The organism is Bacillus sp. NH11B (assembly GCF_001884205.1).
In the GTDB taxonomy this organism is placed as follows: Bacteria; Bacillota; Bacilli; order Bacillales; family Bacillaceae_G; genus Bacillus_A; species Bacillus_A proteolyticus.
This window is the reverse complement of record NZ_MAOG01000142.1, coordinates 144,286-157,602: the sequence shown is the minus strand read 5'-3', so window position 1 is coordinate 157,602 and position 13,317 is coordinate 144,286. Positions and strand designations below refer to the sequence as shown.

The window sequence follows — 13,317 nt, the reverse complement described above, 5'->3', positions numbered from 1 at the left end:
GTGACATATAAAAAGGCCTATTCATACAAGCGATGTAAGATAGGAGCCTTTTTTTAATTTGTGATGCGCGGTTAAGGGTTCTATTGAGTATAATATTGAAAACATGTTGAAGAAGGGAGGAGAGAGGAATGATAAAAAAAGCGATCATTCCAGCTGCTGGTTATGGTACAAGAAATCTTCCTATTACAAAGGTAGTTCCGAAAGAAATGTTTCCAATAGGTAATAAACCTGCAATTCATTATATTGTAGAAGAAGCTGTGAAATCAGGTATTGAACAAATATTAATTGTTCTTTCAAGTAGAAAGAACTTAATAGTTGATTACTTTGATTATTCATTAGAACTAGAGGCATTTTTAGAAAGGGAGCAAAAAGCCGAATTGTTAAAAAAATATAACATTCCTAACATTCAAATCCACTATGTAAGACAGCCATATGCTAGAGGACTTGGTGAGGCAATAAAATTAGGAGAAACATTTATTGGTAATAATCCTTTTGCTGTGCTTTTGCCAGATGATATCATAATTTCTAATAAAGAAAATGCCTTAAATCAATTAATTGAGATATATAAAGAGACAAAAAGTAGCGTATTAGGTATCCATACAGTACCAGATGAAGATTTAGGGAAATATGGAATTGTCAATGGGAATAGTGTTAAAGCAGATTATATTCAGATTACAAATATTGTTGAAAAACCGAAAGTAAATCCTCCATCTAATCTTGCGGTGGTCGGCCGATATATTTTTACGCCAGATATTTTCCAGTTGCTAAAAAAGATTGGGCCTGGACATGGAGGTGAGTATCAACTAACTGATGCAATAGAGTCTTTGCTTATGACTAAGAATGTGTATGGCAAAATTATTGATGGAAAAAGATTTGATATTGGACAAGAAAATGATTATATTCAACTTCTTAATTTTCTACATGGACAAAATAGAACAAGCATGAATTGAAACGGTGTAAAGTTTCTTAATATACATGAACTTAAAAAATTTTCATGTGGATATACGCTTATTTAAATCATTGAGAGGACAGGAATGAAGCAAAATATAATTTTGTATTCAAGAAAACCTAAATGTATTTTCTATTTCATACAGTGCAAGAGAGATTTTTAATAACTGCATATGATGAAATGTAAAAAAGTTCTTTATTAAAAGGTGGTATTTATACTACTTTTTAATAAAGAACTTTTTTATGTAACTACAAGTTTCTTGTTTTTTATTTAAAGTAAATTTTGTAACAATTCCTTTTAAGTTATAGTAGAAGGATTGTAACAAGTAAGGAGAGTAAGTGTATACAAGGAGATGAATAAGATGATTAACAATACAATTCCAAGCTTTTTGAAGATTTTGGAAAGAAATGAAATAAGATTACATGACTTGAACAAATATTATGATATGCACTCAGAGGCATTCGAAGAGTATTTTAATTTTCACTGTCCTAAGACGGAAGAACGTCTTTCTAGTGCGATTGAAAAGTATCCTGCAAAACTAGAAGACATTCGTATTATTTCGGAAACTTTACCATCAATTATTCAAGAAGTTAGTAAGGACTATCGCATTCAATTTGGTATTAATATAGATTTAACTTTTCATATATTTGTAGGTGGATTTGGTTCCAACGCATTTGTGGAAAGGGAGATTATTGGGGATATCTTTTTTGCGGTAGAAAAATTATCTCCTGTAAGGGAGCATCTTCGTGTTATCGTTGCTCATGAAATTGGACATATATATCATAATTTCGTACTACAAGAGAGCGGAATGGATTGGACTAATGCTGAATGGACTGATGCGTTCGTAAGTTTATATCGTGAAGGTGTTGCAATTTATCTGTCAAAACAAATTGTTAAAGATTTAAGTGAGTCTGTTTACTATTCATATAATAATGACGGTGATCCATGGTTCCAATGTTATAAAGAAAGTGAGAAGCAAATTAAGAAACGTTTTTTACAAGATTACATTGAAGGATGGACCGCTGAAAAAGAGAAAGAATGGTTCCGTGTATCAGGAGGGAACTATTTTGGATACAACCGACTTGGTTATTTTTTAGGAGCATCGTATATGGAGTATATTGTGAATACTTTCGGGGAAAGCGAAGCACTTACTTTTTGGACCAAAAATAATTTGAAGAGTAGTGTAATGGAATGGTTACAAAAGTGAATATGTTGAAGAAGGAGGCTGAAAATGATGAAAGTATATATGAAAGTACTTATATTTTTCCTAACTTTAACGTGTGTAGCGGCTTTAACCGCATGTGCTAACGCTGAGGAAAAGAAGCAAACTAATTCAATATCAGAAAATAGTACGGAAAAAAAGAGCGATACGTCAGAAACGAGTAAAAAGAATGAAGAGACTGCTCCCAAAAAAGAGAAAGAACCTGTGGAAAAACCAAAAGGTCAAGACTCAGCAAAACCTTCAACAGATTCTAATTCAAAAAATATAGCAGTTAATCAAAAATCAATTAACCATATTATAGATTTATTTGAGCAAGCGAAAGTAGGTAAAGTACCTAATGTTCCATACGCGGCGCATACAGGTGATATAGAAGAAATAGAGAAGGCATGGGGGAAAGCTGATAAGCTTGATCAAGCGGGGAACGGGATGTATGCAACTTTTACAAGTAAAAATGTGGCATTTGGCTTTAACAAAGGATCACAAGTATTTGACGTTCGCTCGTATCATTCAGAACTCAAATCGATTACGTTACAAGAAATCGAAAAGGCTTTAGGAAAACCAGCGTCTGTTAAAGTAAATGGTAATGACAAAATATACGTTTATAAAGTAAATGACCAATTTGAATTGAAATTTATAATTCCGAAATCGACTGGTAAAGTACATCATATTTCTGTGTTTTCACCGGAGGATAGCATAAATAATATGGCTGGTTAAATGAAGAGCTGTTCCTATAGGGACAGCTCTTTTGCTTTTGTTCTCTCTAATGATTGAACGAAAGCTGTTTGAATAATACCGCCAATTATTAATAAGAAAGCACAAATATAAAATAGAGTACTACCGCTTAATTTACTTAATAACAATGCACCTACAAAAGGTCCGCAAGTTCTTGAAATATCCCAATGTATACCGTATATAGAAAAATATAATCCGCGTCTATGACTTGGAGCGATCTGTGAAACGAATCGTAGTAAGTGATTCAAAGCTATACTTTGCCCAATCACTAAAAAGAGCAATGTGAAGAATAATGACCATATTGTTGTGGAATAACCGTAGCCAATCGCAGCTAACGTATAGCAAGTATAGGAAATAACTATGATTTTAGGCATAGAAAATCGTTCAGACCATTTCACAAGGAATATTTGAAGAAGCACTTCCATTACCGCTTTACAAGTAGAGATAAATATGAGTATGAATAGAAAATTTGGAAATACACTTTCAGCGAATATACGATAGTTTGATTCGGTTTGAGCGTAGAAAAAACTAATAGGTAGCGTAGAAACCATAAGTCCAAACACAGCATAATGCTTTGAAATAAATTGTTTTGGCGAATATACTTCTTTAGTTTTATTAACGTTTTTCATGAGTGGAGCTGTTTCAGGAAGCTGCGTCCATACGAGCACGGCATAAAGAGTAAGAGTCACACCTTGTGCAATAAATAAGTACTCAGGATGACTATTATAGAAAAAAGCACCAATTAATGGGCCAATTACAGAGCCGATTGCTCCCATCGTTTGCAGAACCGCAAATATTTCTGCCTGTTGTTCTGCTCTTGTTAGGTCAGCAATTTGAGCGCGCTGTGCCGGAATGTATAAAGAGCGGCCAATACCATTTACGACATATAATAAGGCGAAAAAGGCGACGGATTCAGCAAAAACGAATCCGCTTACGGCAAAAGCTTGTAAAAATAAGCCGAGTAACATGATTTTCTTACGACCGTATTTATCTGTTACACCTCCAGCAATTAATGTAAACACAATATCAGCGAGAGGCTGTAATCCGAAAAGAAGCATTGTAACGATGACATTACCATTTAACACTTTATTAACGTGAACAATAAAAATGATAGCTAACATTGCTTCAGTCGTCCGGACTAACAATTCACCGAACAACCGAATGAGGATTGGTCTATTATAACGTTTTAAAAGATGATTCATTTTTAATTCCTCCTTTCTATATTAAAATGATAAGATGGAAGCTGAAAATGAAAAAGGGTAGAATGAAAGGGAAAGGTTTTTCATCTTTTAGGGGGCGTTTTATGAGCATTTTAGAGCAATATATGCACCTATGGCTCCAGTATGGAAAAGGGAGAGCAGAGGGGGAGCAATTAGAAATAACAATACAAAATATATCCGAAACATTATTTTGTACAGAGCGAAATAGTAAACTAATCATAAAAAAATTAGAAGAATTACATTGGATTGTATGGTTTCCTGGCCGAGGAAGAGGGAATCGTTCAAAGTTGTTATTTCAAAAACATCCGCTTTCTTTAATTTTAGAAAGAGGAAAAGAAATAACGAAACAAGGGGACGTAAAAAGCGGAAACGCGTTTATTGAAAGGTACAGCTCGTATTTCCCATCGCTCCAAACTCAATTTCAAACTTGGATAGATTCGATATTTGGTTATCAAGTTGAAAGGACATCTCAAGGGAGAAAAGATGTGCTCCGCTTGCAAGTTCAAATGAATCTAGACATTGCATTAGACCCTGTATACGCAACGATGCGTTCGGAATGTCATATGGTAAAACATATATACGATACATTAGTGTATGTAGACGGAAATACAAACAGTGTAGAGCCAAGACTTGCGTTTTATTGGGAATATGATGACCAGAAATATATATGGACCTTCTACTTACGAAAAGGTGTTAAATTTCATAATAGAAAAGAACTAACCGCTTATGATGTTGAACAGACATTTAAACGATTTATGAAAGTGAAAAATAATCCGCATGCTTGGATGTTACAACACGTTGAAAGTTTACATATTCTTGATGACTATATTGTACAGATTCGTTTATCTACAGATAATAAGTTGTTTTTACATTCTTTAAGTACAGAACAGTGTTCTATTGTAAATGAAGATGGAGACGGGAAGTTAATTGGTACTGGACCGTTTCTGTTATGTGAAAAGAATGAGGATGTATTTGTATTAGAAGGAAATGATTTATATTTTCGCGAGCGACCATTTCTGGATCGAATTGAATTATGGAATGTAGAGCACAAAGTTAATACGTACGATATATTAGCGAAAGCACGTTTTAAAAATATAGTAAAGCGTCATAAAGAACTATCTAGACTTGAGTCGAATGTAACTTACATTACGTTAAATACAGTAAAAGAAGGACCTATGCAAAATGCGATGTTTCGGAGAGCTTTATATAAAATTATTCATGGTAATAAAATTGTTGAAGAATTACAGGGAGAGCGTGGGGAAGTAGCGGATGAATTAGTATTCATAAAGAACGGTACAATTCAAATTAACAGGGATATACATACACTTATTAAATGCAGCTCTTACCGTAATGAAACACTGCAATTATATACATTTACAGGGAAAGATCACGTTGAAGATGCACATTGGATACAAAAAGAATGTGCAAAATACGGAATTAAAATTGATATTGAGTTTCTTGAACAAGAAGAATTATTGCAAATGAGTACGATACAAAAGGCCGATATAATGCATGATAGTGCGACAATTAGCGAGCGCATTGAAGATAGTTTACTATATATGTTTCTTACCAAAAACAGTTTTATAAATCAGCATAGTAATATAAGCTTTAACAAAGTATTGCGGCCATATTTTACAGAAAATCAATTAGAGAAACGGGTGACACTGTTACGCGATATTGAGGGCACACTGTTACGTGAAATACATATCATTCCTTTATATCGTAATAAACAGCGAGTAAGTTCACACGAAAAAATACAAAATGTAATGATTAATTCACAAGGTTGGATTGATTATTACGATATATGGTTTAAAGCTTGAAAAATATAGGTTCTCACGCATTTTAAAGAGATGTGTGAGGACCTTTTTTGTAGGTAAGACAGGTTTGTTTCACACATTGTTATGCCACTTGTGATAGAAGTTCGTTTACAACATAACAGTGTTATGTTACATTGGTATCAGGAAGGAGTGTTATACAGTTGAGTACGGATTTAATTTCAAAAAAAGATTTATTAGAACTAACTGGTATTTCATACGGACAGTTATATAGGTGGAAGAGAAAAAGTTTAATACCGGAAGATTGGTTTGTACGAAAGTCAACGTTCACAGGTCAGGAAACATTTTTTCCGAAAGAAAAAATATTAGAACGTATTGATAAAATTCAAACGATGAAAGAGGATTTATCACTAGATGAATTAGCAAATATGTTTTCACCGAGCGTGACAGAAATTCATTTAACAAAAGATGATTTGTTACGTAAGGGTATTGCATCAGAGCCAGTTTTACAATTCTTCATAGAACAAACGAATAAAACAACAGAATTTCAATTTGTAGATATTCTTTATGTGTATATGTTTGAAGAACTACTTCAATCAGGAGACGTTAGTTTAGAAGAGGGAAAAATGGTCTTACAAGTATTACGTGAAAATTACGAAGCGATTAAACATAAGAATTGTGACTTAGTTATTATTCGGAAGTTAGGGATTTCTACATGCTTCTTAGTATCAGGCGTTGAGGATTTAATTTTTGAAAAGGGAACAAAGATTGTTTTACGTGTAGCAATTATGAAATATACCGAAGCATTAAAAACTAAACTGTTGTAGTGGAGGAGAAATAATGCGTACAGAAAATTTAATTATAAACGGATATGGTTCATCAAACGGTGGAGAGTTTCATAAAGTGCAACTAAATGGAAAAGGAACTGTTAACGGAAACGTTGAATGCGACCAATTTGAATGTAATGGTTACGGAACTGTTACTGGTGATTTGAAAAGTGGCAATGCGAGAATTAGCGGATCAGGCAAAGTTGAGGGTACAGTTAGTGCAGAAACGATGCGAATCGATGGGAAAGGGACAATTACACAAGATGTAAAGGCGAACAGTTTAAAAATTGCAGGAAAAGGTACGATAGGTGGAAATGTCATCGGTGAAGAATTTAAAATCAACGGTCAAGCGACGATTGATGGTAATTGCGAGGTTGATGTTTTTTCTTCAGAAGGACAATTTACAGTTGGCGGTTTATTAAGCGCAGATGAAATTAATATTAATATTCACGGTACATGTAGGGCGAAAGAAATTGGCGGTCAAACGATTAAAGTAAGACATAGATTGAGTACTTTTAGTCGGCTTTTTAAAACAGTATTTGGCTTGCAGTTAGAGACTGAATTGTTAGAAGGTGACAATATCGATATTGATTATGCTCACATAAAAACGGTAAGGGGAAACAATGTTACAGTAGGACCGAACTGTGAGATTGAACTTATTGAATATACTGGTGTTCTTACTGTTGATAAAAGCGCAAATGTAAAAGAAATTAAGCAGGTTTAATGGGAGGGAGAAAGTAATATGGAACATCAACATAGTCTTACTGTCAATGGTTCTGGTAGTTCAGCAGGCGGAGATTATAACAAAGTGAAGATACGCGGCGAAGGAACGATTTCTAACGATATGAGTTGTAATGAATTTAAAACGTACGGCACGAGTGATGTACGCGGTAATATGAAAGTTAAAAACTATGTCGTGTATGGTGACAGTGAAGTACAAGGAAACGTAGATGCGGAATATATAAAAGTATATGGCAATACACAAATGCATGGTGATGCTCATATTGAAAAAACAAAAGTAAGAGGTATGATTGAAGTAAAAGGAAGGTTTTCAGGTGATTTCGTAGATGTGAAAGGTGCTTTAAATGTGAAGGGAGATATTGAAGTAGAAGAATTATCACTAACTGGTGGTCTTGAAAGTGATGGATTACTTAATGCTGAAAATATTGAAATCTCAATTCGTTATGAAGGAAGTAAAGTGAGAGAAATCGGTGGGAAAAAGATTACAGTGCGTAAAAAATCGAGATTTATTCCTTTTACAAGTCATGCAGGAAGTCTTCAAACATCAATTATTGAGGGTGATGATATTTATTTAGAACATACAATAGCAGACGTAGTAAGAGGAAATCATGTTATAATTGGCCCTGGCTGTGAAATTAGTGTAGTAGAATATCATACTAGTTTTAATCAGAAAGGTAATACAGTCGTAAAAGAACATAAACAAATATAAGTAGTATGAGGGAGAGTAAGGTTATGGTTGAGAAAAATAATAAGCTCGGCTTTGTTGTGGCGGGCTTATTGCTAGGTATTTTAATGGCATCAATGGATAATACCATTGTCGTAACAGCGATGGGAACAATCGTTGGTGACTTAGGAGGCCTTGAAAACTTTGTATGGGTCGTTTCTGCCTATATGGTCGCAGAAATGGCAGGCATGCCGATTTTCGGTAAATTATCAGATATGTATGGTAGAAAGAGATTCTTTATTTTCGGTTTAATCGTCTTTATGATTGGTTCGGCACTTTGTGGAACTGCTGAAAATATTACACAGTTAGGTATTTATCGTGCTATTCAAGGTATTGGCGGCGGGGCACTAGTGCCGATCGCATTTACTATCGTTTTTGATATCTTCCCTCCAGAAAAACGCGGGAAAATGGGTGGATTATTCGGAGCAGTATTTGGTTTATCAAGTATTTTCGGGCCATTACTTGGCGCATATATTACGGATTATATTAGCTGGCACTGGGTGTTTTATATTAACTTACCACTTGGAATTTTAGCACTTATTTTTATTACATTCTTTTATAAAGAGTCACGAGTTCATAGAAAGCAAAAGATTGATTGGTTTGGCGCAATTACTTTAGTTGGTGCAGTAGTTTGTTTAATGTTTGCCCTAGAACTAGGCGGACAAAAATATGACTGGGATTCTAGCTTTATTTTAAGTTTATTTGCTGGGTTCGCTATTTTAGTAATTGCTTTTATTGTTATTGAACGAAAAGTAGAAGAACCAATCATTTCATTTGAGATGTTTAAACAACGTCTATTCGGAATGAGTACCATTATTGCATTATGTTACGGGGCTGCATTTATGTCAGCAACTGTATATATTCCGTTATTCATTCAAGGTGTATACGGTGGCACTGCAACAAACTCGGGATTATTACTTTTACCAATGATGTTAGGGTCAGTCGTAACAGCGCAATTAGGCGGATTTTTAACGACAAAACTTAGCTATCGAAACATTATGATTATTTCTGCGGTTATTATGCTACTTGGATTATTCTTATTAAGCACGTTAACACCAGAAACAAGTCGTGTATTATTAACGATTTATATGATTATTATCGGATTTGGAGTCGGTTTCTCATTCTCTGTACTAAGTATGGCAGCTATTCACAACTTCGGTATGGAACAGCGCGGATCTGCGACTTCAACGAGTAATTTCATTCGTTCATTAGGAATGACGCTTGGTATTACAATCTTCGGAATGATCCAAAGAACAGGTTTCCAAGATCAATTAGAAGAAGCGTTTAAAGGGATGAGCGGAGGAATGAATACAAACGCTTTAGGAGATTCAAGAGCTATTTTATCAGAAGCGGCGAGATCTCAAATTCCGCCGCAAATATTAGATAAAATTATTGACGCTCTTTCTAGTTCAATCGTTCAAACATTTATGTGGGCGTTAGTACCAGCAGGTTTAGCATTCATATTCATTTTCTTTATGGGAAATGAGCGTATGGTATTACAGAAAAAACAAAAGAATAAAAAGAGTGAAGTATCAAAAGCGTAATGAAAAAGCTCCTTTCAAATTGAAAGGAGCTTTTTCGTATGTACGGATTCAGATTAGCCTTCGATAATTTCGTATTCTTCGTCTGCTAATAATAAAATTTGTGTTTTCTTACCTTTGTTTTGAACTTCGATTACATCATATGTACCTAAGTCTCTTAGTTTGCTTTGAGAAGCGTTAACCATAACTTCCATAGAATCAATTAAGATATCTTCTTCAATGTATGATTCAGGCAATGCCATATCTTCAGTTTCTAATACACATGCGTATAGACTTTGTAAGTTTTCAGCAGTTGGGTTTTGTTCTTCAACATCAATGATGTTTTTTACTGCTTCCATATTTTCTTCTTTTGCTTGGTACACTTTAATTTTAGCCATTGTTTTAATCTCCTTTATAACGTAATCGTAGAGGCTACACCTCATTATAACGCTTTTTCATTGAAAGATGAAATTGTTATATGTATTTATAGTAAAAATTATGTGTTATTACTTATTATTGATGTAATTTCCTTATTGATGTTATGAGTAAATAATTATATCCTTACGTTAAAATTATATTGTCCAAGCTTTTCTTATATCCCGCTCATATTATGTGTATTAGATAAAAACATATAGGGAAGGGATTGAATGTAAGTGGATTGCGAGCCGAAACGAAATTGTAAATGTTGTCAAAATAGCATATGTGAATTTTTACAAAGTCTAGAACCTTTTACTAAGGTTGAGAGTATCGTAATAGCCGGAAAGGAAATTGTTGTATCTTATTTTCTTTCATTTAACAAGATGAAAGGTATCGGGTCATTTGTACAAGAGGACAATGATGTTATTTTTGTAGATTGTTCAAAGATTGATGCGATTCGAATAGGAAAAGCGTGTAGTTGTAAAGCGAAAGTTAAATTTATTGAAGAGGATTTTAGTCTCCTTGGAAATGTTTGTCCACAGTGTTTAACGGAGGGAAGCACACTCTTTTTCGACTTTTATAATTCTGAATTGAATTTATCTCTACAAGCAGAAACAATTGATGCGCCTAGATGTATTGAATTTACAGATGAACTTGGGAATGTAGTAAAGCAAATTACAATAGTAGGTGAAGCGATTGTTTCTAAAGATTTTGTTCAAGTGCCAGAACTATTAGATTTTCGATTGATATTATCGGATACGGCTGCAAATCCTTTGAACTTCGGATTACTATTCATTAATTTCCCAGATCTTACGTTTATTATTCTTTTCGCATCGAGTGGATACCTCAACATTTCGAACTGTTTGAGAATAGAGAGTGGAACTGGTAATGCTGAAATAGAAGAGTTGAAAAAGATGGTAAAGAATGACGATAATACGTACACATCAATTATTCAGTTGACTAAAATATATACAAATGGCGCTACAGAATCCTTTACTTCTAAGAAGGAGAAATAACGTATTTATATTGATTAACCCTCTTACAAGATAATGAGGGGTTTTTACATATACGAATTGGATTGTATGAACGAAAAAATTGCTTTGTTAATATGAATGTTAGAAGTAAATAGGATGGTTAGTTATATTTTTTATTGCTATGTACAAATTTCTATCAGGATACGGTTTTTTACAATAATTTATGAAGGGACCCATTACAGTAAAGCTAGAAAAATATTATTTAAGTGAACTTAAATGTAATGAAAGAGGTCAATTTGTAAAGCAACTAAGAAAAGGGCTACTTCAATAGCCCTTTTCTTAGTTATGTAGATCACTGTTGGTAGTCTTTACATAGTTATTCGGAATTGATATCAAGTTGAATCAAGGATTGATTAATTTATTTACTAAATTCTTTTTGAGCTCCCATATAGCTTCCGATGATATTTTGATAACTTGGAAGATGCTTAGCAAGTAAAGCTCCAAAGCCTTCAACATTATTTCGCCAGTCGCGCTGTAATTCAGCTGCAACGCTAAACCAGTTCATGAGTTGTACCCCTCCATGAGCCATACGCATAAGAGCGGCATCAGCAACTTGTTTACTAAAAGTTCCAGATGCATCCGTTACAACAAATACCTCATACCCTGCATTTACAGCTGATAGAGCCGGGAAAGCAACACAAACATCAGTAACTACGCCTGCGATAATTAGCTGTTTTTTACCCGTTGCTTCAATAGCTTTTACAAATTCATCATTGTCCCACGCGTTAATTTGTCCAGGACGCGCTATTTTAGGAGCATTTGGAAATAATTCAATTAACTCTTGCATAAGTGGACCATTAGGACCGTCTTCAAAGCTAGTTGTTAAAATAACAGGTAAATCAAAAAAATTAGCGGTATTAGCAAGAGCTAAAACATTATTCTTGAACTCATCAACACCATAGTCACGCACTAGGCTAGAAATCAGGCCAGTTTGATGATCCACTAGAAGAACAGCGGCATCACTTTTTGAAAGACGAGAATAGAAATCAGACATTTTATAATCCCCCTTAAAAAGCTTAGTTATAAATCAATCTTACAGTTATTTAGATAGATTTGGTATACGTATAAAATTTTATCAATAAATATGTTTTATTTAGATAAAAAGATGTGTGTTTTAAAATCAAAAAAGTGAAGTTTTCTTTTTTGAATAGATGTTATAATAATTTTATATTTGTGAATAATTTATAATTATATGAAGTTTAAGTGTAATAGGCGTTTGCTTATATGACGAATAAACGGATGAGTAAAAAAAGTTATTTAAGTGGATTCATAAAGATATAGAGTTATATTGATTTTATAGAAAGCGGGAATGTAAATGATATATGAAGCAAATATACATACTAGAAAAAAATTAGTTTCTCTGTTTGAGGATTTTAATAATGTTGTGTTACTTTCTTATTTACAAGGACATATGGGCACCGCTTGGGTAAATAATCTTGAAAATCCGACAGTAGCGCAAGTTACAGTAGGGATTTTCACATTTTATACTGGAGATCCAAATGTGAAGGAAACAGACGAGTTATTACGTAACATTCCTGATAGAATGTTAGTAATCGTAAATAGTGAAGAGTGGAAAAAGCGTTTAGAAACATTTTACGAAAGAAAAATAGATAAGTTTTTACGCTATAAATTTAAACGGAATGCGGAAGTTTTCGATCATTCAAAATTACAATCTTTTATATCAGCGCTTCCAAAAGGATACGAGTTACGAAGAATCGATGAACATATCGTAAATATCCCTACATTACATAAGGTCTCCGAAGATTTTACAAGTCAATTTCAAACGGTAGAAGATTATATAAATCGAGGTATAGGTTATAGTATTTTGTATAAAGGAGAAGTTGTATGCGGTGCATCATCGTATAGTATATATGATAATGGCATTGAAATTGAAGTTGCGACTGATCACAATCATAGAAGAAAAGGATTAGCAACTATAGTTAGTGCAGCGTTAATCTTGGACTGTTTAGAAAAAGGGATATATCCAAACTGGGATGCAGCGAATACTACATCTGCTAAATTAGCAGAAAAGCTAGGATATGTTTTTGATAAGGCGTATGATACTTATTTTGTGGATAATAGGTAAATGAACGGGGATATGTACGAATTTTACAACGTAAAGAATTTAAAGGGACAGTTTGATGACTAGAAGGTTT

At 33.8% G+C, this 13,317-nt stretch carries 13 protein-coding genes; 10 read left to right on the top strand and 3 right to left on the bottom strand.

All coding sequences use genetic code 11. The features are described from left to right. The first annotated feature begins 128 nt into the window (after positions 1–128). The 3 genes from BAU27_RS28720 to BAU27_RS28710 all read left to right on the top strand — a co-directional run bounded on the left by BAU27_RS28720 (position 129) and on the right by BAU27_RS28710 (position 2,885). Positions 129–950: a UTP--glucose-1-phosphate uridylyltransferase gene (locus BAU27_RS28720; RefSeq protein WP_071772815.1), complete on the top strand. Its 822-nt coding sequence runs from the start codon at positions 129–131 to the stop codon at positions 948–950. A gap of 360 nt (positions 951–1,310) precedes the next feature. After that, a complete protein-coding gene (locus tag BAU27_RS28715) occupies positions 1,311–2,156 on the top strand; it encodes a DUF5700 domain-containing putative Zn-dependent protease (RefSeq protein WP_071772814.1) in 846 nt (281 codons plus the stop codon). Positions 2,157–2,180: 24 nt separating this feature from the next. Beyond that, complete coding sequence (locus BAU27_RS28710; protein WP_071772813.1) at positions 2,181–2,885, top strand: YjgB family protein; 705 nt, start codon at positions 2,181–2,183, stop codon at positions 2,883–2,885. Between the two features lie 14 nt (positions 2,886–2,899). On the opposite strand, the gene BAU27_RS28705 is transcribed toward BAU27_RS28710, so the two are convergent. After that, positions 2,900–4,105, bottom strand: a complete 1,206-nt coding sequence (locus BAU27_RS28705; protein WP_071772812.1) for an MDR family MFS transporter — start codon at positions 4,103–4,105, stop codon at positions 2,900–2,902. A 62-nt stretch (positions 4,106–4,167) separates the two neighbouring features. Here BAU27_RS28705 and BAU27_RS28700 point away from each other — a divergent pair, with 62 nt between their 5' ends. The 5 genes from BAU27_RS28700 (at position 4,168) to BAU27_RS28680 (ending at position 9,734) form a co-directional block, all read left to right on the top strand. Then, on the top strand, positions 4,168–5,943 hold the full coding sequence (locus tag BAU27_RS28700; protein ID WP_083596220.1) for an SgrR family transcriptional regulator: 1,776 nt from the start codon (positions 4,168–4,170) through the stop codon (positions 5,941–5,943). 158 nt (positions 5,944–6,101) lie between these two features. Next, the gene (locus BAU27_RS28695; protein ID WP_071772810.1) at positions 6,102–6,725 is read left to right on the top strand and encodes a YhbD family protein; all 624 of its coding nucleotides are present in this window, start codon (positions 6,102–6,104) and stop codon (positions 6,723–6,725) included. 13 nt (positions 6,726–6,738) lie between these two features. Then, positions 6,739–7,449: a bactofilin family protein gene (locus BAU27_RS28690; RefSeq protein ID WP_071772809.1), complete on the top strand. Its 711-nt coding sequence runs from the start codon at positions 6,739–6,741 to the stop codon at positions 7,447–7,449. An 18-nt stretch (positions 7,450–7,467) separates the two neighbouring features. Beyond that, complete coding sequence (locus tag BAU27_RS28685) at positions 7,468–8,175, top strand: cytoplasmic protein (protein ID WP_071772808.1); 708 nt, start codon at positions 7,468–7,470, stop codon at positions 8,173–8,175. 23 nt (positions 8,176–8,198) lie between these two features. Then, positions 8,199–9,734, top strand: coding sequence for an MDR family MFS transporter (locus BAU27_RS28680; RefSeq protein ID WP_071746233.1), 1,536 nt, complete (start codon positions 8,199–8,201; stop codon positions 9,732–9,734). Positions 9,735–9,787: 53 nt separating this feature from the next. Here the strand turns inward: BAU27_RS28680 and BAU27_RS28675 are convergent, their stop codons facing one another. Then, entirely contained in the window at positions 9,788–10,108 is a 321-nt protein-coding gene (locus BAU27_RS28675; RefSeq protein ID WP_071772807.1) for a hypothetical protein, read from the bottom strand. A gap of 255 nt (positions 10,109–10,363) precedes the next feature. Here BAU27_RS28675 and BAU27_RS28670 point away from each other — a divergent pair, with 255 nt between their 5' ends. Next, positions 10,364–11,143 (top strand): BC_2878 family exosporium-associated protein, encoded by a 780-nt coding sequence (locus tag BAU27_RS28670; RefSeq protein ID WP_071772806.1) that lies wholly within the window; start codon positions 10,364–10,366, stop codon positions 11,141–11,143. 376 nt (positions 11,144–11,519) lie between these two features. Here BAU27_RS28670 and ycaC read toward each other — a convergent pair whose 3' ends face one another. Next, positions 11,520–12,155, bottom strand: coding sequence for an isochorismate family cysteine hydrolase YcaC (gene ycaC, locus BAU27_RS28665; protein WP_071772805.1), 636 nt, complete (start codon positions 12,153–12,155; stop codon positions 11,520–11,522). Between the two features lie 321 nt (positions 12,156–12,476). On the opposite strand from ycaC, the gene BAU27_RS28660 reads away from it, so the two are divergent. Then, positions 12,477–13,247, top strand: a complete 771-nt coding sequence (locus BAU27_RS28660) for a GNAT family N-acetyltransferase (RefSeq protein WP_071772804.1) — start codon at positions 12,477–12,479, stop codon at positions 13,245–13,247. Positions 13,248–13,317 lie beyond the last annotated feature (70 nt).